The sequence below is a fragment of the Burkholderia sp. DN3021 genome (assembly GCF_049805555.1).
GTDB classification, from domain to species: Bacteria; Pseudomonadota; Gammaproteobacteria; order Burkholderiales; family Burkholderiaceae; genus Burkholderia; species Burkholderia pyrrocinia_C.
The window spans coordinates 46,804-67,223 of sequence record NZ_JBNCAB010000037.1 but is presented as its reverse complement, the minus strand read 5'-3'; the positions used below and the strand labels follow the sequence as shown (position 1 = coordinate 67,223).

Here is a 20,420-nt window from a genome sequence, read left to right as displayed (position 1 = left end):
TGTAGCCCATCCCGCCGAGCGTGCCGCCCGCGATCGTCGAGCCGTGGTAGCCGTTCTTGCGCGAGATCACGTATTTCTTCTGCGGCTTGCCTTGCACGCGCCAGTACTGGTGCACGAGGCGCAGCACGGTGTCGTTGCCTTCCGAGCCGCTGTTGCAATAGAAGAAGTGGTTGAAGCCGGCGGGCGTCACTTCCGCGAGCATTGCCGACAGTTCGATCACCGGCGGGTGCGTCGTCTTGAAGAAGGTGTTGTAGAACGGCAGTTCCCGCAGCTGGCGATACGCTGCATCGGCAAGTTCCTTGCGGCCGTAGCCGACGTTCACGCACCAGAGGCCGGCCATCCCGTCGATGACCTTGTTACCGTCCGAGTCCCACAGGTAGACGCCGTCGGCCTTTACGATCACGCGGCTGCCCGAGCGGTTCAGCGCGCCCATGTCCGAGAACGGGTGGATGTGGTGCGCGGCGTCGAGCGCGCGGTATTCGGCGGTCGTGTGCGCGGCCGGTCGCGGTGAAACGGCTTCGTTTCGGTCGGTCATGTTTCCTCCGTAAAGCAGTGCCGCACGCTCATACGTGCAGCAGCAGATGCCGGCGCTCCCACGAGCTGATCACGCGGAAGAACGCTTCGTATTCGGTTTCCTTCAACGCCAGGTAGGCCTTCACGAACTTGTCGCCGAGGATGCCGGCGAGCGGCTCGCACGCGGCCATCAACGAGATGCCCTCCTCGAGATTGCGCGGCAGCTGGTACGGCAGGTCGTAACCGTCCGATGCGATCGGCTCGGTCGGCGCGAGCTGCTGCGTCATGCCGAGATAACCGGCGGCGAGCGTCGCCGCGAACGCAAGGTACGGGTTGCAGTCGACGCCCGGAATCCGGTTCTCGATGCGTCGCGCCACGGGGCTCGACTGCGGGATGCGGAAGCCGACCGTGCGGTTGTCGTAACCCCACTGCACGTTGATCGGCGCGGCCATGAAGCGCGACAGCCGGCGATACGAGTTGATGTACGGCGCGAAGATCGGCATCAGCGCCGGCGTGTATTTCTGCAGACCCGCGAGATAGCTGTGGAACAGCGGCGACACGGCGCCGTCTTCGTCGGCGAACAGGTTGCGCCCCGTGCGCGCGTCCGCAAGGCTCTGGTGGATGTGCATCGCGGAACCGGGCTCGCCCTCCATCGGCTTGGCCATGAACGTCGCGTACATGTTGTGCCGCAGCGCGGCCTCGCGCACCGTGCGCTTGAACAGGAACACCTGGTCGGCCAGCGGCAGCGCGTCGCCATGCACGAAGTTGATCTCCATCTGCGCGGCGCCGACTTCGTGGATCAGCGTCTCGATATCGAGGCCCTGCATCTCGCAGTACTCGTAGATGTCCTCGAACAGCGGATCGAACTCGTTGACGGCCTCGATCGAATACGACTGACGGCCGGTCTCCGCACGCCCCGTGCGGCCGACGGGCGGACGCAGCGGCAGGTCGGGATCGGCGTTCATGTCGACGAGATAGAACTCGAGCTCCGGTGCGACCACGGGCTTCCAGCCCTTCGCGTTGTACAGGTCGAGCACGCGGCGCAGCACGTAGCGCGGCGAAATCTCGACGGGCGAGCCGTCGAAATGCACGCAGTCGTGGATCACCTGCGCGGTCGGATCGACAGCCCACGGAATCAGGCAGATCGTCGACGGATCGGGCACGCACACCATGTCGGGGTCGGTCACGCCGGTCAGCGAGCCGTCCTCCGGATAGTCGCCGGTGACGGTCTGCACCATCACGGCCTGCGGCAGCCGCATCGATTCGCCGGATTCGAATTTGTTGCGCGGGATGATCTTGCCGCGCGCGATGCCGGCCATGTCGGGAATGATCGCCTCGACCTCGGTGATGCGGTGTTGTCGCAGGAATTCGCTCAGTTCGGGTTGCATGATCGGCCTCTTTCAGTCGACGTCGGATGCGGCCTGCGACGGCGTCGCGCCGCCGGCCGCATGAATGCGATGCGTCATGCGCGCGCGGCACGCCGCGCCGAATGCCGCGAAGATGTCGCGCGACAGCGGCTGTTCCGCGAAACGCCATTCGGGATGCCACTGCACGCCGAGCGCGAACGCGCGCGCGCCGCGCACGCTGACGGCCTCGACCAGTCCGTCGGGCGCGCTCGCTTCGACGACGAGCCCCGCGCCGAGACGCGCGATGCCCTGGTCGTGCAGCGAATTGACCGTCGCCTCGTGCGCGCCGCGCGCGACCCGCTGCAGCAGGCCGCCCGGCGCGAGCTGCACGACGTGCGCGGGGCCGTACTGCCGTTCGAGCGGATCGGCCGCCCGCTCGCGATGGTCGTCGAAGCCGGTCGTCGCGTGCAGCCGCTGATGCAGCGTGCCGCCGTACGCGACGTTCAGCTCCTGCATGCCGCGGCAGATCGCGAGCACCGGCACGCCGGCGTCGATCGCCGCGCGGATCAGCGGCAATGCGGTCGCATCGCGCGCGGGATCGTGCAGCGTGTCGGGCGCGCTCGCAGTGCCGCCGTAATGATGCGGCTCGACGTTCGAATAGCTGCCGGTAAACAGCAGCCCGTCGACCGCCGCGACAATCGCATCGGCCGGCTGGCGCGCGCCGAGCGCGGGCAGCACGAACGCAAGCGCGCCTGCGCCGTCGACGAGCGCGGCAAGGTATTTCTCGCCAGCCGTGTGATTCGGATGCGCACCGCGCAGGATGCGGTCGGCGGTGACGGCTACGATCGGGCGAGCACGCATGGGCGCTTCTCCGGTGATCGCGCGCAACTCGTTCGCGCGCGGGACGACAAGGGTCCGCGGTTGCGCCGCACGCGCGCACCACGACGCGACGCATTGGCATGCGCGATCCCGCCGCGCGGACAATGCGGCAACAGGCGATGCAGCCCGGGACGAAAGCGGAAAAGGACGCTAGGGCAACAACGATGCGCTGCCGTCGCACTGCACCGCGCTGAACACGTGCGCGGTCACGAGGTTGTAGCGGCGCAGCACGCGATGGGAAACGGCGAAGAAACGAGGCTCGCGTAAAGGGGCGGCACGCGTGCCGCGATCAGCATGCCGGATCGGCCCGGCCTGAGGCGGCGCGCCCGCCGACGGACTTCGGGTCCGGCGTATCGAAGGGCTGGCGGCTTTCACGATCGTACTCGACTGACTGACGGATGCAGGACACGTGTCGCGATGAAGCGCATGCGGCAATGCCGCGCGGCGACACGTCGGCAAGGTGTCTCGCAACGGATTCCGGCGCGGTGCGGCCATGATCGATGGCTCCGCCGCCGGTGCGCGCGCGAGACGACTTCCTGACATTCAGCTTATATCACCTAAAAATTGCGTCAAATTTTCAGGTCCCGATGACGATATCGATCAGACAAAAAAACGGCATCGATCGCCGGGATCGATGCCGTGTTGTGCATTGCGTCGACGCACACACTGCGCGCCGGCGGGCTGCCGCCCGCTGCTCCGCCGCGCCGCCGCAAGCGGGCGGCCCGTGCTCAGCGATACGCGAGCGCGGTTTCGACGAGCGTCTGCAGCAGCGGCACAATCCGCGCTGCACGCGCTTCGTCGTACGCGTAGGGGCGCGTCTCTTCCATGTAGGTGATCTGCGACAGCTCGAGCTGCACGGCTTCGACACCGGTGTCGGGCACGCCGTAGTGACGCGTGATGTAGCCGCCCTTGAAGCGCCCGTTCGCGACGGCCGTATAACCGCCATGTGCGAGCACGCGCTCGGCCAGTGCCTCCGCGAGGCCCGGCGCTGCGCTCGCGCCGCCCGACGTGCCGAAGTTGAAGTCCGGCAGGCGGCCTTCGAAGAAGCGCGGCACGTGCGAGCGGATCGAATGCGCCTCCCACACGAGCACGCGGCCGTGCTCGCGCTTCAGGCGCGCGACCTCGCCCTGCAGCGCGTCGTGATACGGACGCCAGTAGCGGTCGCGGCGACGCACGATCTCGTCGTTGCCGGGCAGCGCGTTCGCCGGATACAGCGGCGCCTTGTCGAACGTATCGACCGGCACGAGCCCCGTCGTGTCCTGCCCCGGATACAGGTTCTCGTTGTCCGGCGGACGGTTCAGGTCGACAACGTAGCGCGCATGCGACGGCACGAGGATCGATGCGCCGAGGCCCGCCGCGAAGCCGTACAGCCGCTCGAGATGCCAGTCGCAATCGTCGACGAAACGCGCGTCGGGCGTCATCGTCGCGGCGATGTCGTCGGGGATGTGCGTGCCTGCGTGCGGAATCGAGATCAGCAGCGGCAGCGTGCCCTGCTTCAGCGTAATTACAGCCGGTTGTTCAGTCATGTCGCATCACCGTTAGAGTCTGCCGGCGCACGCGGGCGGCGTGCGCCGGTTGCCGCGCGTCAGCGCAGCAGTTGCGCCAGCGCGGCGCGGTAGTCTGCATACGCCACGGCTTCGTCGCGATGGCGGCGGCCGCTCACGACGCGCTCGCCGCCCGTGTAGACGTCGAGCACCGGCGTCTCGCCGTGCTCGGCAAACACGACGCCCGACAGCCAGGACGCGCTGCCGTGTTCGGCGATCGCCGGATGATCGGGATCGAGCACGAGCCAGTCGGCGCGGCAGCCTTCGCGCAGCGCACCGACGCGCCGCCCGCTGGCCTGCGCGCCACCCGCGAGCGACGCATCGAACAGGCGATCGGCGACATGCGCCTGCGTGTCGCTCGCCAGCACGTTACGCGCGCGGTGCACGAGCCGCTGCCCGTATTCGAGCAGGCGCAGCTCGGCGCGCCAGTCGACCGACGCGTGGCTGTCCGAGCCGACGCCGATCACGCCGCCCTGCGCGAGATAGTCGACGGCCGGGAACACGCCGTCGCCGAGGTTTGCTTCGGTCGTCAGGCACAGGCCGGCGACCGCGCGACGCTTGGCGAGCGCATCGGTTTCGGCCGCGTCGATGTGCGTCGCATGCACGAGGCACCAGCGCGCATCGACGTCGAAGCGATCGAGCAGCCATTGCACGGGGCGCGCCCCGTATGTACGGACGCAGTCGTCGACTTCGGCCGTCTGCTCGGCGATATGGATATGCACCGGTGCGTCGTCGGGCAGCCCGTCGAGCAGCGCGCGCAGCCCGTTCTCGGACACCGCGCGCAGCGAGTGCGGCGCGACGCCGTAGCGCAGCCCGCCGTGCTCGGGCGCGGCGCGACGCATGGCGTCGAGCAGTTCGAGCAGGCCTTCGGGCGTGTTGATGAAGCGGCGCTGGTCGTCGCGCGGCGGCTTGTTGCCGAAGCCCGCGAACTGGTACGACACGGGCAGCATCGTGATGCCGATGCCGGCCGAGCGCGCGGCGTCGACCACGCGCGTGCCAAGTTCCGCGATCTGCGGATAGCGCGAACCGTCCTGAGCGTGATGCACATAGTGGAATTCGCACACCGACGTGTAGCCGCACTTGAGCATCTCGACGTACAGCCAGCGCGCGACCGCCGCGAGCGCGTCGGGCGTGATCTTCAACGCGAAGCGGTACATCAGGTCGCGCCAGCTCCAGAAGCTGTCGGCGGGATTCGCTCGGTATTCGGTGAGCCCTGCCATCGCGCGCTGGAACGCATGCGAATGCAGGTTCGGCATGCCGGGCAGCACCGGCCCGGCCGCGCGCGCGACGCCTGCCGGTGCATCGGTGTCGGGCGTCACTTCAGTCAGCGTGCCGGCTGCATCCCAGCGCAGCAGCACGTTGCGGCGCCAGCCATCGGGCAGGTAGGCATGGTCCGCGAACAACATGGTGTCGGTCATTGCGAGTCCTCATTGACCGGAATCGACGCTCCAGCGTTCGATCCGATCCCATTCCACGGTTGGCAGGTGCCGGCGCATCGGCGCTGGCTCGTGCCCCGTTGCAGTCGACCAGACCGAAATACGCTTCAGCGCTTGGTCCGGTCCCATGCAAATCTATCCGTTCATCCGGCGAAACACGGTCGCGCCGCCGCGCACGACCTGCTCGCACAGCGGCCGGCCGATCCAGTAGGCGAGGTCCGACAGCGAGCCGACCGACCATGCGGCGAAGTCGGCCTGACGCCCTACCTCGAGCGCACCGTGCCGATCCGCGCGGCCGAGCGCTGCGGCCGCATGGCGCGTGACGCCCTGCAGCACCTCGGGCACCGTCATGCGGAACAGCGTGCAGCCCATGTTCAACGTCAGCAGCAGCGATTCGAGTGGCGACGTGCCGGGGTTGTGATCGGTCGCGAGCGCGATCGGCACGCCGTGCTTGCGCAGCAGCTCGATCGGCGGCATTTGCGTTTCGCGAATGAAGTAGTACGCGCCGGGCAGCAGCACGGCGACCGTACCGGCCGCCTTCATCGCCTCGATGCCGGCTTCGTCGAGAAATTCGAGGTGGTCGGCGGACAGCGCGCGGTAGCGCGCGGCGAGTGCGGTGCCGCCCGCGTTCGACAGTTGCTCCGCATGCAGCTTCACCGGCAGCCCGCGCCGCGTCGCGGCCTCGAACACGCGCTCGGTCTGCGCGAGCGAAAAGCCGATGCGTTCGCAGAACACGTCGACCGCGTCGACGAGCCCCTCGTCGGCCAATGCCGGCAGCATCCGTTCGCACACTTCGTCGATGTACGCATCCGCGCGGCCCGCATATTCGGGCGGCAGCGCATGCGCGCCGAGGAAGGTCGTGTAGACGCTGACCGGGAAGCGCTCGCCGAGCTGGCGCGCGACGCGCAGCATCTTGCGCTCGCTCGCGAGGTCGAGCCCGTAGCCCGACTTGATCTCGATCGCGGTCACGCCTTCGGCGAGCAGCGGCTGCAGGCGCGCGGCGGCCTGCACGAACAGCGTCGTCTCGTCGGCCGCGCGCGTCGCGCGCACCGTCGACACGATCCCGCCGCCCTGCCGCGCGATTTCCTCGTAGCTGACGCCCGCGAGGCGCTGCGCGAATTCGTCGGCGCGCGTGCCGCCGTATACGAGGTGCGTATGGCAGTCGACGAGGCCCGGCGTCACCCACGCGCCGTGCAGATCCTCGCGCTGCCAGTGCGCATGACCGTGCGGCAGCGCGGACAACGCGCCGAGCCAGACGATCGTGCCGGTTTCGTCGACGGCGATCGCCGCATCGTCGATCGTCTCGTCGGGATGGCCGTGCGGACACAGCCTCAGGTGATGCCAGACAGTCGGTTTCATGCGTTCAGCCTCGTTCGCCGACGGCGAGCGAGACGGCAAGCAGCGCGCCGCTCCCGCTCACGACGACGTCAAACGCACGCCGCGGCCCGTCGAGCCGCAGCGTGTCCATTTCTTCCAGTGCGTGGTGCGTGCCGTCGATTTCAACGCCGACCGCACCGGCCGCGCAAAACAGCAGCACCGTATCGGCACGCTCGATGCGGTGCGCGCCTGCGCGCCATACGTCGAGCGCGCCGCGCGCGGCCGAACGGCGCGTCATCAGGTTGAAGTCGCGCGTCGCGCCGTCGTGCAGCGTCGCGTCGATCGCCGTCTCGCCCGCGAAATCCGCGCGCGCCAGCGGCGTATCGAGCACGTGGCGTGCACCGCCCGCTTCGGCGAGCGTCATGCCCGCGCCGGACAGCAGCACCAGCGTGCGGTCGATCCCGTCGAAACGCGAGAACGGCCCGGCCGCGCCGACGTCCGCGACGCTCACGCGCCACGCGAACGTGTCGAGCGCGGCGCCCGGCGGAAACGCGCCGATCTCGCGCGTCACGCCGCCGCCGTTCTTCCACGGCGACGCGACGAGATCCGCTGCGCGAATCATCGCGGCGGCCAGCGTCGCGTCTGCCGGCGCCTGGTCGAGCGCCGTCATGCTCAGCGGCCGAGCATCGGCAGCTTCAGGCCGGCTTCGCGGGCCGTCTGCTGCGCGAGTTCGTAGCCGGCGTCCGCATGGCGCATCACGCCCGTCGCCGGGTCGTTCAGCAGCACGCGACCGAGACGCTCGTGCGCTTCAGCCGTACCGTCGGCGACGATCACGACGCCCGAGTGCTGCGAGAAGCCCATGCCGACACCGCCGCCATGGTGCAGCGACACCCACGATGCGCCGCCTGCCGTGTTCAGCAGTGCGTTCAGCAGCGGCCAGTCGCTGACCGCGTCCGAACCGTCCTTCATCGATTCCGTCTCGCGGTTCGGGCTTGCGACCGAACCCGTGTCGAGGTGGTCGCGGCCGATCACGATCGGCGCCTTCAGTTCGCCGTTCTTCACCATCTCGTTGAACGCCTGGCCGAGGCGATAGCGATCCTTCACGCCAACCCAGCAGATCCGTGCCGGCAGGCCCTGGAACGCAATGCGCTCGCGTGCCATGTCGAGCCAGTTGTGCAGGTGCGGATCGTCGGGGATCAGCTCCTTCACCTTCTGGTCGGTCTTGTAGATGTCTTCCGGATCGCCCGACAGCGCGACCCAGCGGAACGGGCCCTTGCCTTCGCAGAACAGCGGGCGGATATACGCCGGCACGAAGCCCGGGAAGTCGAACGCGTTCTCGACGCCCATTTCCAGCGCCATCTGGCGGATGTTGTTGCCGTAGTCGAGCGTCGCCGCGCCGCGGTCCTGCAACGCCAGCATCGCGCGCACCTGGACGGCCATCGACTGCTTCGCCACCTTCACGATGCTCTGCGGATCGACCTTCTGCGCCTCGCGCCATTGCGCGACGGTCCAGCCCTGCGGCAGGTAGCCGTTGATCGGATCGTGCGCGCTCGTCTGGTCGGTCACGCAGTCCGGCGTGATGCCGCGCTCGACGAGTTCCGCGAACACGTCGGCCGCGTTGCCGAGCAGGCCGATCGACACGGGCTTGCCCGTGCGCTTCGCTTCGTCGATCATGCCGAGCGCCTCGTCGAGCGTCGTCGCCTTCTTGTCGACGTAGCGCGTCTTCAGGCGGAAGTCGATGCGCGTCTCGTCGCACTCGACCGCGATCATCGAGAAGCCGGCCATCGTCGCGGCGAGCGGCTGCGCGCCGCCCATCCCGCCCAGGCCGCCCGTCAGGATCCAGCGGCCCGACGGATCGCCGTTGAAGTGCTGGTTCGCGACCGAGAAGAACGTTTCATAGGTGCCCTGCACGATGCCCTGGCTGCCGATGTAGATCCAGCTGCCGGCCGTCATCTGGCCGTACATCATCAGGCCCTTGCGGTCGAGCTCGTGGAAGTGATCCCACGTCGCCCAGTGCGGCACGAGGTTCGAGTTCGCGAGCAGCACGCGCGGCGCATCCTTGTGCGTGCGGAACACGCCGACCGGCTTGCCCGATTGAATCAGCAGCGTCTCGTTCTCTTCGAGATCCTTCAGCGACGCGAGGATCTGGTCGTAGCATTCCCAGTTGCGCGCCGCGCGGCCGATGCCGCCGTACACGACGAGCGCGTGCGGGTGCTCGGCGACTTCCGGATCCAGGTTGTTCTGGATCATCCGGTACGCCGCTTCGGCCAGCCAGGTCTTGCAGGTCTTCTCGCTGCCGCGCGGCGCGCGGATCGTGCGCGTCGGATCGAGACGGGGATCGATGTGTTTCGGATGGTTCATGACGACTGCTCCCGAAGGAAAATGAATATCAAATAGGAATCAGAAATGCCCGGTGAAGCGATAACGGCTGCCGGGATGCCACAGATTCGCCACCGAGGCGACGACGCCCTGCGACCAGGTGCGCCGATGTAAAACCAGACACGGCTCGACGTCGTCCATCCGCAGCTGCTCGCGCCGCTCCGGCGCCGGGGCCGCCGCTTCGATCCGGTACTCGACGCGCTGCAGCGGAGCGGCGCGCATCAGGTACAGGTTCGGCGTCGTGTTCGTGAAATCCTGCTCGGCGTAATCCGGCGCGACCGCCGGATTCACCCATCGTTCTTCGAGCTGCACCGGCTCGTCGTTCTCGAAGTGCAGCACCTGCGAATGAAACAGCTTCGTGCGCACGGCCACCTGCATCTCGTCGGCGAGCGCGTCGTCGGCGCGGATCGTCTCGAGACCGAGCACGCTCGCGCGATACGCATGCCCGCGCGCGCCGACCTCCTCCGAGATGCTGCGGATCGCCACCAGCGTCGACTCGTACTTCGGCCGCGCTACGTAGGTGCCCGCGCCCTTCATGCGCGTGAGCACCTGCTCGGCCGTCAACTCGCGCAGCGCGCGGTTGACGGTCATGCGCGCAACCTTGAACTCGCGCGCCAGCTCGTTCTCGGACGGCACCTGGTCGCCCTCCTCCCACTCGCCGGCGTGGATGCGGCCCAGGATGAAATCCTTGATCTCCTGGTAGACCGGCGCGCTCATCGGCTTACTGTTCCGATGCGAACGAGAACGGGCTGATCTTCGCGAACGCGCGCTCGCCGACCAGCTTCGCGATCGCCGCGATGTCCGGCGCGAAGTAGTGGTCCAGCTCGTAGTGCGCGACGTGCGCGCGGATCGTTTCCATCACCGGTGCCAGCTTCGGGCTCGTGTGATACGGCGCGCGCAGGTCGACGCCCTGGGCGGCGGCCAGCAGTTCGATCGCGAGGATGTGCTTCGTGTTGTCCGCGATGTCGGCGAGCTTGCGCGCGGCGAACGTCGCCATCGACACGTGGTCTTCCTGGTTCGCCGAGGTCGGCAGCGAGTCGACCGACGCCGGGTGTGCAAGCGTCTTGTTTTCCGACGCCAGCGCGGCGGCCGTCACGTGCGCGATCATGAAGCCCGAGTTCACGCCGCCGTCCCTCACGAGGAACGGGGGCAGGCCCGACAGCGTCGCGTCGATCAGCAGCGCGATGCGGCGTTCGGCCAGCGCACCGATTTCCGCTGCGGCCAGCGCGAGGTTGTCGGCCGCGAACGCGACGGGCTCGGCGTGGAAGTTGCCGCCCGACAGCACTTCGCCGGTGTCCGGGAAGATCAGCGGGTTGTCCGACACAGCGTTCGCTTCGATCAGCAGCACGTCGGCCGCATGGCGCATCTGGTCCAGGCACGCGCCCATCACCTGCGGCTGGCAGCGCAGGCTGTACGGATCCTGCACCTTGTCGCAGTCGCGGTGCGACTGGTTGATCGGCGAGCCTTCGAGCAGGTCGCGGTAGGACGCGGCTGCGTCGATCTGGCCTTGATGGCCGCGCAGTTCGTGGATGCGCGCGTCGAACGGCTTCACCGAGCCGGCTGCCGCGTCGACCGACAGCGCGCCCGCGACGAGCGCGGTGCGGTACAGGTCTTCGATCGAGAACATGTTGTCGAGCGCCAGCGCCGTCGAGGCCTGCGTGCCGTTCAGCAGCGCGAGACCTTCCTTCGCCTGCAGCGTCAGCGGCGCGAGGCCCGCGACGCGCAGACCGTCGAGCGCGCTGGCACGCTCGCCGCGGATGAACACTTCGCCGACGCCGAGCAGCACGGCCGACATGTGCGCGAGCGGCGCGAGGTCGCCCGATGCACCGACCGAGCCCTTCACCGGGATCAGCGGCAGCACGTCCGCGTTGAACAGCTTGATCAGCGCGTCCATCACTTCGCGGCGGATGCCCGAGTGGCCGCGGCCGAGGCTCGACAGCTTCAGCGCCATCAGCAGGCGCACCGACGAACGCGCCATCGGCTCGCCGACGCCGACCGCGTGCGACAGCACGAGGTTCTTCTGCAGCAGTTCGAGCTGGTCGTGCGGGATGTGCGTGCTGGCCAGGCGGCCGAAGCCCGTGTTGATGCCATAGGCCGGCTCGCCCTTCGCGGCGATGTCGGCGACGGCCTTCGCGCCGGCGTCGATCTTCGCGAAGCTGGCCGGGTCGAGCGTCAGTTGCACGGATTCGCGTGCGATCCGGCGCAGTTGCGGAAGGGTCAGGTGGCCGGGGGTCAACGTAATCATGTGAGCAATCCTGTCTAGACAAGTTCGGAATGGATTGAAGTGTAGCCAGCCAAACTTGTCTAGACAACCCGTTTTTCACCGATTTCGGCTTGGGAGTTTCCCTGATGTCCGGCGCGGCCCGCCGGACCGGCCGGCGGGATCCGGCTATTAACATATGTTGCAATTATTTTTTCTTTGGCAACATACGGATCATCATTCGCCAAGGAGCCCCGTCATGAACATCCCGCCGCGGTTCGCCGCCCTGTTCGGCCGCAGCCTGCTCGTCGCCGCGTGCACGCTCGCGTGCGGCGCGCCGCTCGCCGCCGAGCCGCTGTCGGGCACGCTCGATAAGATCCGGCAGAGCAACCTGATCTCGATCGGCCATCGCGAAACGTCGGTGCCGTTCTCCTATGTCGACGCGGGCGGCAAGGTAATCGGCTTCTCGCAGGACCTTTGCGACCGCGTGATCACCGCGGTGAAGGCGCGCACCGGCAAGCCCGACCTGCAGGTGCGCTTCATCCCGGTCACGTCGCAGAACCGCATCCCGCTCGTGCAGAACGGCACCGTCGACCTCGAATGCGGCGTGACCACGAACCTGGCCGCGCGCCACGCGCAGGTCGCGTTCTCGACCACGTTCTTCGTCGCGACGACGCGCCTGCTCACGCGCACGAGCTCGGGCATCCGCGACTTCCCCGACCTCGCCGGCAAGACGGTCGTGACGAACCAGGGCACGACGTCCGAACGCCTGCTGCGCAAGATGAACGAGGAAAAGAAGATGAACATGCAGATCATCAGCGCGAAGGACTACGGCGAAGGACGCCTCACGCTCGAATCGGGCCGCGCGGCCGCGTACATGATGGACGACGTGCTGCTCGCGGGCGTGCGCCAGCTCGCCGCGAAGCCGGCCGACTGGCAGATCGTCGGCACGCCGCAGTCGTCGGAGGCCTACGGGTTCATGCTGCGCAAGGACGATCCGCAGTTCAAGGCGCTCGTCGACGGCGTGCTCGTGCAACTGATGAAACGCGGCGAGATCGACGCGCTGTACGACAAGTGGTTCACGAAGCCGGTGCCGCCGAAGGGGCTGTCGTTCGACTTCCCGATGAGCGACGTGATCAGGGCGCGCTACGCGGCGCCGAACGACACGCCGCTCGAATGAACGCCGCTCGTTGACGCCGGTTCACGCGCGCGTCCACGCGACGCATGCCGCGTAGCCGGGCGCCGCGTCGACCCACGCCGCGTCGAACGCCGCGACGCCGGCGGCGGGCGCGGCCGGCTCGACGATCGTCGTCGCCGGTGTCGCCGCATCGCGCGGCGGCATGACCGCGAACGCGCGCAGCCCGCCGGAGATGCCGGTGCCGAGCGCCTTGAGCAGCGCCTCCTTCGCGGACCAGACTCGCATGAATTCGCCCGCGCGCGCGTCGGGCGGCAGGCCGTCGAGATACGCGGCCTCGGCCGGCGCGCAGACTTCGCTCGTCAGCGCACGCCAGTCGGTCGTGCGGCTGCAGGATTCGATGTCGACGCCGACACGGCCCGCGGGCACCCACGCGAGCAGCGCATGATCGCCCGCGTGCGACACGTTGAAATCGAGCGTCGTGCCATGCGCGGGGTCCGGCGACGGCCGCCCCGCTTCGTCGACGACGATCGCGACCGCGTGCGGCGCGACACCGAGGGCCGCGCCGAGCACGTCGCGCAGCGCGGCGCGCGTCGCGGCGCTGCGCACCGCATCCTCGTGCCGCATGAAGCGTGCGGCCCGTGCACGCTCGTCATCGCTGAGCGCCGCATACGCGGGCGACGCCAGCGGCACGCGCCAGTCGAAATCGATGCGCGCGATCCGCACGCCGGCGCGGGACGCGGCGGCCGGCACGTCGAGCGCATGCATGCGCCACGCACGGAGTGTGTCGACCGGGGAAGCGGAATCGGACGGAATGGACATCGGCACGCAGCAGCCTGTGCTGTGGGATGAAACGTCAGATGTTAATCGATCGCGCCGTCGCACGAACCGGCGTGTGCGCGGATTGCCGCGCCCGCATCGAACGACGGATGCTTCACGAACGACATTCGAAGGCCGCGCGCGGCAACGTGCCGCGTAGGCACCTCATTGCGCGGCCGCCCCGCTTCACCCGTTCGCGGCAACGCCCGGCACGCCGCTACCCGTCACCCGCGCACGCGACGCCGGATGCAGCGCGTGCACGCTGCCCGGCGCATCGGCCGGCAGCACGCCGTGCTGCAGCCAGTGCAACGTGACGGGCCACAGCGTGTCGGTGAAGCGGCTGTGGAAAAACGCAAAATGGCCGATCGCGTCGACGCCGATGTCGGCCGGCGCAATCCGCAGGTGCGTGACATCGCTGCCCGTGTAGTAACCGACCAGCCGCTCGATCGCGTCGATCGTGCCGAACGCGTCGTCGTCGACGCCGATCGCGAGCATCGGTGCCGACAGTTCCGCGAAGCGCGCGGGCAGCGCCGCACGGCTCACGGCACCGTCCTCGAACAGGCCGCCGACGTAGCCGTCCTCGAAACGCGGCCGCGAACGCGCCCACGACAGCGCGATGCCGCGCGGCGTGTCCTCCATCCAGCCGAGCCGCTTCGCGGGCACGTAGCCGAACACGGCCGCGAGCGCGGGCATCGCGACATGCCACTTCCACCACATGCGCCGCCGTTCGGCCGGCAGGTAATCGCGCCAGTACGCATACTGCGCGCCGACGGTCACCGCATGCCGCACGTGCACGTTCGACGCCGCGAGCCCGAGCACGCAGCCGCCGATGCTGTGCGCGACGACGTCGATCGGCTGGCCCGGAAACGCGTCGCGTGCGTGTTGCAGCGCGGCCTCGCAATCGAGCTGCCCCCAGTCGAGCCAGTTCGCGCGCAGCTTCGCGAGCCGCGCCGGGCGCGACCCGCCGATGCCGCGATAGTCGTAGACGAGCACGTCGCGCCCCTGCGCGAACAACCAGGCCGCGAAACGGAAGTAATAGTCGCAGCGCACCGACGTCGCGCAATTGACGACCGTCACGGGCCGCGCCGCACCGCCGCCGCGATGGCGCCACACATGGCCGCGCAATTCAAAGCCGTCGGCCGCACGCAGCGTCACGGGCTCGGGTGGCAACGCGCCCGCCGCGCGACTGCCCGGTGCCGCTCCGTCCCCTTCGCTCGAAATCGTCATCCTGTCTCCTGTCGATCGCAGTTAGCGCTTTGGCGCTTACTCGAGCCCCATGCTTTGCGGTCGGCCAGAGTCAGCGCTTCAGCGCCCGCTCCGGCCCCGTGCTTCACGCTACGAGCCACCGCCCGCGCCCATCGGTCAGCGTCCATTGAACTTGACGCGTGCCGCGTTCTCAACCAATCTTCCTGCTCCGTTCGCATGAGTCACGCGCATGTCAACGCCTCTCGTCCGTCTCCCGTCGCTCGACCTGGTCCGCGGTTTCGTCGCCGTCGGCCGCCGCATGAGCATCACGCTCGCCGCGCAGGACCTGTGCGTCACGCAGTCGGCGGTCAGCCGCCAGGTGCATGCGCTCGAAGCGCATCTCGGCGTCGCGTTGCTGCAGCGCGGCTACCGGAAGATCGCGTTCACGCCGGAAGGCGAACGGCTGTTCCGCGTCGCGGATGCGGCGCTGCACAGCCTGCAGGACACCGTCGCGTCGCTCGCCGCCGCACGCGAACGCCAGCCCGTCACGATCACCGCGAGCATCGGCGTCACCGCGCTGTGGCTGCTGCCGCGGCTCGGGCGGCTGCAGGCGCGCCTGCCGGAGATCGACTTGCGCGTCGCCGCGAACGACAAGGTACTCGATTTGCGTACCGAAGGCATCGACCTCGGCATCCGCTATTGCCCGCGCGATCGCGCGCCGGCCGGCGCGCTGCGCCTGTTCGACGAGATCGTCATGCCGGTCGCGCATCCCGCGCTCGCCGCGCGGCCGGTCACGAGCGCGGCCGCGATCGCCGACCACGTGCTGCTCGAATTCGACGGGCCGCCGCAACCGCAATTGCAGTGGCGCACGCACCTGCACGCGGCCGGGCTCGGCGACGCGCGCCCCAAAGGCGTGCTGCGCTTCAACCAGTACGACCAGGTGATCCAGGCCGCGATCGCGGGCCAGGGCGTTGCGCTCGGCCGGCTCGCGCTGGTCTCGCCGATGCTCGCGGACGGGCGGCTCGCGGTGCTCGGGCCGCACACGCAGGCGCCGTCGGATGCGTACGGCTACTGGCTGTTCCAGCACGATCCGGCACCGCGCCGCGAAGTCGCCGACGTGCGCGACTGGATGCTCGCCGAAGCGGCCGAATGCGATACCGCGATGCGCGCGCACGACATGGCGTCGACGTAAGCCGGCGCAGGCTTTCCGAATGACCGTGACCACGGCCGGCCGCCGCCACCCCGCACTCCGTCACATTCCCCGCACGCATGCCAACCTGACCGAATGATCGCTTGAGCGACGCCGGGCCCGATCGTCTAATCGAATCGAGCGCGGCCGTTTCGCCGCGCGCCTACATCCGGAGACACGCATGACCCCGATCGAGCAGGAAGTCCGACGCCGCTGGCTGCCCGTGCTGGCGGGCGGCCTGATCATGGGCGCCGCGCTCGGCATCCGCCATGTGCAGGGCCTGTTCCTCGCGCCCGTATCGCTCGACCATGGCTGGTCGCGCGAAGCATTCGGGCTCGCACTGGCGCTGCAGAACCTGATCTGGGGTGTCGCGCAGCCGTTCACGGGGATGGTCGCCGACCGCTTCGGGTCGGTGCGCGTGATCGTCGCCGGGATGCTGCTGTATGCGGCCGGGCTCGTCACGATGGCGCACGCGGCGTCGACCGGTATGTTCACGGTCGGCGCCGGGCTCGTGATCGGCATCGCACTGTCGGGATCGGCATTCGCATCGATCTACGGCGCGCTGAGCCGCCTGTTTCCGCCCGACCGGCGCGGCTGGGCGCTCGGCGTCGCCGGCGCGATCGGCGGGCTCGGCCAGTTCTGCATGGTGCCCGTCGCGCAGGAACTGATCGGCGGCATCGGCTGGCGGCACGCGTTCGTCGCGCTGGCGCTCGTCGCCGCGCTGCTCGCGCCGCTCGCCGTGCTGCTGCGCGACCGGCCCGCGCAAGCGTCCGGCGCCGCCGCCGGCCCCGACCAGTCGATCGGCGAAGCGGTGCGCGAGGCGTTCGCGCATCGCGGCTTCTGGCTGCTGAACGCGGGCTTCTTCGCGTGCGGCTTCCAGCTTGCGTTCATCGCGACGCACCTGCCCGCTTACCTGCTCGACCACGGGCTGCCGGCGCGCCACGCAAGCGTCGCGCTCGCGCTGATCGCGCTGACCAACGTGGCCGGCACCTATGCGTGCGGGCATCTCGGCGGGCTGCTGCGACGCAAGTACGTGCTGTCGGTGCTGTACCTCGTGCGCGCGCTCGCGATGGCCGCGTTCGTCGCCGCGCCGCTGTCGCCCGCGAGCGTCTATGTGTTCGCGGCGGTGATGGGGTTCACGTGGCTTGGCACGGTGCCGCTGACGAACGGCGTGATCTCGCAGGTGTTCGGCGTGCGCTACATCGCGACGCTGTTCGGCTTCGTGTTCTTCGGGCACCAGCTCGGCAGCTTCTTCGGCGTCTGGCTCGGTGCGATCGTGTACGACGCGATGCATTCGTACCTGCCGCTGTGGATCGGTTCGATCGCGCTCGGCGTGCTCGCGGCGCTTCTGCACCTGCCGATCGACGACGCGCGTGTCGCGCGCCCGGCATCGGGCAACGCGGCATGGGCATGATCCGCGCGGCGCTGGCGGCCGGCACGCTCGCGTTCGTCGCGTGGTGCGGCTCGGCCTACTTCGATTCGGGGGTCGCGTACGCGCTGCTCGAACACGTCGCGTTCTGCAACTGACGCGGCGAACCGTGTCGCGCGGGCAGGCAGTCAGCGACGTTTCGGCAATGCGGCCAGCGCATCGAGCGCGCGAGCGCGCGCGGCGGCGTGATCGACGAGCGGCGCCGGATAGTCGATGCCAGGCCGTATGCCGGCCGCGTCGAGCTGCAGCGGCGACGCTTCCCACGGCGCGTGGATCGACGCGGTGTCGAGGCCCGCGAGTTCGGGCACCCAGCGCCGCACGTACGCGCCGTCCGGGTCGAACTTCTCGCCCTGCGCGACCGGATTGAAGATGCGGAAATACGGCGCGGCATCGGCGCCGCAGCCGGCCACCCACTGCCAGCTCGCCGCGTTGTTCGCGGGATCGGCGTCGACCAGCGTGTCCCAGAACCACGCTTCGCCCGCGCGCCAGTCGATCAGCAGATGCTTGACCAGGAACGACGCGACGACCATCCGCACACGGTTGTGCATCCAGCCGGTCGTCCACAGCTCGCGCAGGCCCGCATCGACGAGCGGATAGCCGGTCCGGCCGCGCTGCCACGCGCGCAGCGCCGCGGAATCGTCACGCCACGGCATCGCGTCGAACCGCGCGCGGAAGTTGTCGGTCGCGAGCGCCGGGAAGTGATACAGCAGCGCGTAGCTGAATTCGCGCCAGCCGAGTTCGCTCAGGAACTTGTCGGCGCCCGCAACGTACGCCGCGCCGCCTGCATTCGCGGCGCCCTGCACAGCGTGCCACACCTGTCGCGGCGATACATTGCCGAAGCGCAGGAACGGCGACAGCCGGCTCGTCGCGGGCCGGTCGGGACGATCGCGCGCATCCGCATAACCGGCAAGCGACGCCGTCAGGAACGCGTCGAGCCGTTCGTGCGCACCGGCCTCGTCGGGCGCGGGCCATGCGTCGCGCAGGCCGCCAGCCCAATCCGGCACGGGCGATCGCAACGCGAGCGCGGCGAGCGCCAGCGCACGGTCAAGCACCGTTTCCGGCCATGGTTGAAACACGATCCGTTCCGGTTCCGGCAGCGGCGCGGCGACCGTGCGGTCGCGGCGCGCCGCGCGCCAGTACGCGGTGAACACCTGGTATGGCGCACCGCTGCCCGTCAGCACCTCCCATGGCTCGTTCAGCAGGCTGCCGTTGCTGCTCTCGACCTTGACGCCGCGCGCCTTGAGCGACGCTTTCAGCGCCGCGTCGGCGTCGCGCTGCGGCTGCGCGTAGCGGCGGTTCCAGTACACAGCCGCCGCGCCCGTGTCGCGTACGACGCGCTCGATCTCGCGCTGCGCGTCACCGCGCAACAGCAGCAAGCGCCCGCCGTGACGCGCGAGCGCGGCGTCGAGCCCGGCCAGCGACCCGTGCAGCCACCAGCGCGCTGCGCCGCCCGGCGGGCGCCCCGAACCGGCGCCCGTATCGTCGACGAACACGCACACGAGCGGCCGGCCTGACTCGACCGCGCGCGTCAGCGCGGGCTGGTCGGTCACGCGCAGATCGTCGCGAAACCAGACGATCGCGGGAGCAACGGACGACTTGGCGGGCACGGGCACCTCGATGCGGAACGCGGAACAGGATGCGTATTGTCGCGGCTGCGCCACACGGTGTCGACGTTCGACGTGCCAACGTGCCGATGACGGCCACGGCCATCGCACCGCGTCGCGCGCCCGGTGAAACGCCTTGGTCCATTCCGACGATTCTTCGCCGCGTCCGCCGGCCTACGCTCGATGTCGGGTGCATGTGCACCGCGATGCGCGGTACGTGCCGGCCGTGCTCGCGGGTGCGACCGGCCGATTCGGCTGACCTGGCCACGACGCGCGCCGCGCAACGGCTGCACGGCGCGCGTCGCCGATCGCTTCGTCAATCGAGCCGGAACGCTGCCTCGAAACGCGCGGCGAATGCGTCGAACTCGGTTTCCGGCAGATGGTTGATGCCGCCCGCGCGCTTGCGCCCGCCGCCGGTCGCAAAGCCGCGGCAGAACTCGTCGGCGCCGAGCGGCCGGCCGTCGGGCACGCGCACGCTGACGACGAGCCCGCCTTCGGCGCGCGGCGACAGCACCGCAAGCGCCGCATGCGGCGCGTTGCGCATTCGTTCGTTCGCGAGCATCCCGGTCGCGCGCCGCGCCCACGGTTGATCAGGCATCCGTACCAGCGTCGCGCCCGGCACCTCGCGCAGCGGCGCAAGCGCGCATGCGCGCGCCATGTCGTCGCGGTAGCCGTCGCGCAGTGCGGCGAACACGGCGGTCCCGCGCACGAAATCGAGCGGATCGACGCACGGCAACATCGCGTCGGCGAGCGCCGCCGGATCGAAGTGCAGATCGCCGATGCAATCGCCGTACGCGTTGTAGTTCAGGTAGAGCCCGAGTTCGGCGAGCGTGCAACGTTCGGCGTCGTCGATCCCTTGCTCGCGCGCAAGCGCGCCGCCGAGCGCCGGCAGTTCGTCGCCGAATGCCGCGACGATCGCCCAGCGCACATGCCGGCCGCCGAGATGGCGGTTCACGAGCGCGCTCGTGCAGACATCTGCCGCCGTGTCGATATGCGCGTGGAAGCCCGGATCGGCGGGTAGCTCGCCTGCAAAGTGATGATCGAAATAGCGGACTGTCGCCCCTTCGCGCAGCAGTCGCGCGCACGCGTCGCGGTTCTGATCGTGCGACACGTCGAGCACGGTGACACGATCGCCGGCCCGCGCATCGATCCGCTCGAGCAGCCGGATGTCGCGCTTCACGCCTGTCACGAGCAGGCCGTGTGCGCCTTCCGCGAGCCGCAGTTGCTGAAGCGCGCACAGGCCGTCCGCATCGCCGTTGAACGCGAAGAAGTGCCGTCCTTGGTGGTTGTCCTGCATGTTCCGTCGCTCCGTCTTCAGCATGAAATCGCCGCCGCTCGCGCACATGCCATGCACACCGAGCGCGCGAGCCCGGTATTTTGCCGCAACCGCGCGCGCTCCTCGATACAGCGTAGCCGGATTCACCTGCAAATGGCTTGCAGCGCAC

Annotated in this window: 18 protein-coding genes; 4 read left to right on the top strand and 14 right to left on the bottom strand. The window is 69.2% G+C overall.

Features of this window, described 5'->3' with window-relative positions; translation table 11 throughout:
* The 10 genes from ACPUER_RS19380 to hutH all read right to left on the bottom strand — a co-directional run.
* Nucleotides 1-535: aminotransferase class III-fold pyridoxal phosphate-dependent enzyme (locus ACPUER_RS19380; protein ID WP_425131887.1), on the bottom strand; the 535-nt coding region annotated here is incomplete at its 3' end.
* A 28-nt stretch (nt 536-563) separates the two neighbouring features.
* Nucleotides 564-1,901 carry a glutamine synthetase family protein gene (locus ACPUER_RS19375; RefSeq protein ID WP_175964147.1) on the bottom strand — a complete coding sequence of 446 codons (1,338 nt, stop codon included), beginning with the start codon at nt 1,899-1,901 and terminating at the stop codon, nt 564-566.
* Nucleotides 1,902-1,913: 12 nt separating this feature from the next.
* Nucleotides 1,914-2,720, bottom strand: a complete 807-nt coding sequence (locus tag ACPUER_RS19370; protein WP_175964148.1) for a gamma-glutamyl-gamma-aminobutyrate hydrolase family protein — start codon at nt 2,718-2,720, stop codon at nt 1,914-1,916.
* Between the two features lie 746 nt (nt 2,721-3,466).
* Nucleotides 3,467-4,264 carry an N-formylglutamate deformylase gene (gene hutG, locus ACPUER_RS19365; protein ID WP_310141561.1) on the bottom strand — a complete coding sequence of 266 codons (798 nt, stop codon included), beginning with the start codon at nt 4,262-4,264 and terminating at the stop codon, nt 3,467-3,469.
* 59 nt (nt 4,265-4,323) lie between these two features.
* Nucleotides 4,324-5,700 carry a formimidoylglutamate deiminase gene (locus ACPUER_RS19360; protein WP_425131886.1) on the bottom strand — a complete coding sequence of 459 codons (1,377 nt, stop codon included), beginning with the start codon at nt 5,698-5,700 and terminating at the stop codon, nt 4,324-4,326.
* A gap of 153 nt (nt 5,701-5,853) precedes the next feature.
* Entirely contained in the window at nt 5,854-7,077 is a 1,224-nt protein-coding gene (hutI, locus tag ACPUER_RS19355) for an imidazolonepropionase (RefSeq protein ID WP_310141556.1), read from the bottom strand.
* Between the two features lie 4 nt (nt 7,078-7,081).
* The gene (locus tag ACPUER_RS19350; protein WP_425131885.1) at nt 7,082-7,705 is read right to left on the bottom strand and encodes a HutD family protein; all 624 of its coding nucleotides are present in this window, start codon (nt 7,703-7,705) and stop codon (nt 7,082-7,084) included.
* A gap of 2 nt (nt 7,706-7,707) precedes the next feature.
* A complete protein-coding gene (gene hutU, locus ACPUER_RS19345) occupies nt 7,708-9,396 on the bottom strand; it encodes a urocanate hydratase (RefSeq protein ID WP_034183520.1) in 1,689 nt (562 codons plus the stop codon).
* 39 nt (nt 9,397-9,435) lie between these two features.
* Nucleotides 9,436-10,131 (bottom strand): histidine utilization repressor, encoded by a 696-nt coding sequence (gene hutC, locus ACPUER_RS19340; protein WP_072436960.1) that lies wholly within the window; start codon nt 10,129-10,131, stop codon nt 9,436-9,438.
* 4 nt (nt 10,132-10,135) lie between these two features.
* Complete coding sequence (hutH, locus tag ACPUER_RS19335) at nt 10,136-11,659, bottom strand: histidine ammonia-lyase (protein WP_175964152.1); 1,524 nt, start codon at nt 11,657-11,659, stop codon at nt 10,136-10,138.
* 214 nt (nt 11,660-11,873) lie between these two features.
* On the opposite strand from hutH, the gene ACPUER_RS19330 reads away from it, so the two are divergent.
* Complete coding sequence (locus ACPUER_RS19330; RefSeq protein WP_175964153.1) at nt 11,874-12,794, top strand: glutamate/aspartate ABC transporter substrate-binding protein; 921 nt, start codon at nt 11,874-11,876, stop codon at nt 12,792-12,794.
* Nucleotides 12,795-12,815: 21 nt separating this feature from the next.
* On the opposite strand, the gene ACPUER_RS19325 is transcribed toward ACPUER_RS19330, so the two are convergent.
* Both ACPUER_RS19325 and ACPUER_RS19320 read right to left on the bottom strand, forming a co-directional pair.
* On the bottom strand, nt 12,816-13,571 hold the full coding sequence (locus tag ACPUER_RS19325; protein WP_175964154.1) for a 4'-phosphopantetheinyl transferase family protein: 756 nt from the start codon (nt 13,569-13,571) through the stop codon (nt 12,816-12,818).
* A gap of 183 nt (nt 13,572-13,754) precedes the next feature.
* Nucleotides 13,755-14,795, bottom strand: a complete 1,041-nt coding sequence (locus tag ACPUER_RS19320; RefSeq protein ID WP_175964155.1) for an alpha/beta fold hydrolase — start codon at nt 14,793-14,795, stop codon at nt 13,755-13,757.
* Between the two features lie 208 nt (nt 14,796-15,003).
* On the opposite strand from ACPUER_RS19320, the gene ACPUER_RS19315 reads away from it, so the two are divergent.
* The 3 genes from ACPUER_RS19315 (at nt 15,004) to ACPUER_RS19305 (ending at nt 17,469) form a co-directional block, all read left to right on the top strand.
* The gene (locus ACPUER_RS19315) at nt 15,004-15,945 is read left to right on the top strand and encodes a LysR substrate-binding domain-containing protein (RefSeq protein WP_175964156.1); all 942 of its coding nucleotides are present in this window, start codon (nt 15,004-15,006) and stop codon (nt 15,943-15,945) included.
* Between the two features lie 178 nt (nt 15,946-16,123).
* The gene (locus ACPUER_RS19310) at nt 16,124-17,356 is read left to right on the top strand and encodes an MFS transporter (protein ID WP_425131884.1); all 1,233 of its coding nucleotides are present in this window, start codon (nt 16,124-16,126) and stop codon (nt 17,354-17,356) included.
* The gene (locus ACPUER_RS19305) at nt 17,347-17,469 is read left to right on the top strand and encodes a hypothetical protein (protein ID WP_275557394.1); all 123 of its coding nucleotides are present in this window, start codon (nt 17,347-17,349) and stop codon (nt 17,467-17,469) included. The genes ACPUER_RS19310 and ACPUER_RS19305 overlap by 10 nt, the downstream gene beginning before the upstream one ends.
* A 30-nt stretch (nt 17,470-17,499) precedes the next feature.
* Here ACPUER_RS19305 and ACPUER_RS19300 read toward each other — a convergent pair whose 3' ends face one another.
* Together ACPUER_RS19300 and ACPUER_RS19295 are read right to left on the bottom strand one after the other, a co-directional pair.
* Nucleotides 17,500-18,978, bottom strand: a complete 1,479-nt coding sequence (locus ACPUER_RS19300) for a cryptochrome/photolyase family protein (RefSeq protein WP_425131883.1) — start codon at nt 18,976-18,978, stop codon at nt 17,500-17,502.
* A gap of 313 nt (nt 18,979-19,291) precedes the next feature.
* A complete protein-coding gene (locus ACPUER_RS19295; protein ID WP_310141536.1) occupies nt 19,292-20,272 on the bottom strand; it encodes an acetyltransferase in 981 nt (326 codons plus the stop codon).
* Between the last annotated feature and the right edge of the window lie 148 nt (nt 20,273-20,420).

What these genes read in the sequence shown, in the direction of transcription:
- ACPUER_RS19375 (WP_175964147.1), bottom strand. Translation starts at nt 1,901, where the DNA reads ATGCAACCCGAACTGAGCGAATTCCTGCGACAACACCGCATCACCGAG.
- ACPUER_RS19370 (WP_175964148.1), bottom strand. Translation starts at nt 2,720, where the DNA reads ATGCGTGCTCGCCCGATCGTAGCCGTCACCGCCGACCGCATCCTGCGC.
- hutG (WP_310141561.1), bottom strand. Translation starts at nt 4,264, where the DNA reads ATGACTGAACAACCGGCTGTAATTACGCTGAAGCAGGGCACGCTGCCG.
- ACPUER_RS19360 (WP_425131886.1), bottom strand. Translation starts at nt 5,700, where the DNA reads ATGACCGACACCATGTTGTTCGCGGACCATGCCTACCTGCCCGATGGC.
- hutI (WP_310141556.1), bottom strand. Translation starts at nt 7,077, where the DNA reads ATGAAACCGACTGTCTGGCATCACCTGAGGCTGTGTCCGCACGGCCAT.
- ACPUER_RS19350 (WP_425131885.1), bottom strand. Translation starts at nt 7,705, where the DNA reads ATGACGGCGCTCGACCAGGCGCCGGCAGACGCGACGCTGGCCGCCGCG.
- hutU (WP_034183520.1), bottom strand. Translation starts at nt 9,396, where the DNA reads ATGAACCATCCGAAACACATCGATCCCCGTCTCGATCCGACGCGCACG.
- hutC (WP_072436960.1), bottom strand. Translation starts at nt 10,131, where the DNA reads ATGAGCGCGCCGGTCTACCAGGAGATCAAGGATTTCATCCTGGGCCGC.
- hutH (WP_175964152.1), bottom strand. Translation starts at nt 11,659, where the DNA reads ATGATTACGTTGACCCCCGGCCACCTGACCCTTCCGCAACTGCGCCGG.
- ACPUER_RS19330 (WP_175964153.1), top strand. Translation starts at nt 11,874, where the DNA reads ATGAACATCCCGCCGCGGTTCGCCGCCCTGTTCGGCCGCAGCCTGCTC.
- ACPUER_RS19325 (WP_175964154.1), bottom strand. Translation starts at nt 13,571, where the DNA reads ATGTCCATTCCGTCCGATTCCGCTTCCCCGGTCGACACACTCCGTGCG.
- ACPUER_RS19320 (WP_175964155.1), bottom strand. Translation starts at nt 14,795, where the DNA reads ATGACGATTTCGAGCGAAGGGGACGGAGCGGCACCGGGCAGTCGCGCG.
- ACPUER_RS19315 (WP_175964156.1), top strand. Translation starts at nt 15,004, where the DNA reads ATGTCAACGCCTCTCGTCCGTCTCCCGTCGCTCGACCTGGTCCGCGGT.
- ACPUER_RS19310 (WP_425131884.1), top strand. Translation starts at nt 16,124, where the DNA reads ATGACCCCGATCGAGCAGGAAGTCCGACGCCGCTGGCTGCCCGTGCTG.
- ACPUER_RS19305 (WP_275557394.1), top strand. Translation starts at nt 17,347, where the DNA reads ATGGGCATGATCCGCGCGGCGCTGGCGGCCGGCACGCTCGCGTTCGTC.
- ACPUER_RS19295 (WP_310141536.1), bottom strand. Translation starts at nt 20,272, where the DNA reads ATGCAGGACAACCACCAAGGACGGCACTTCTTCGCGTTCAACGGCGAT.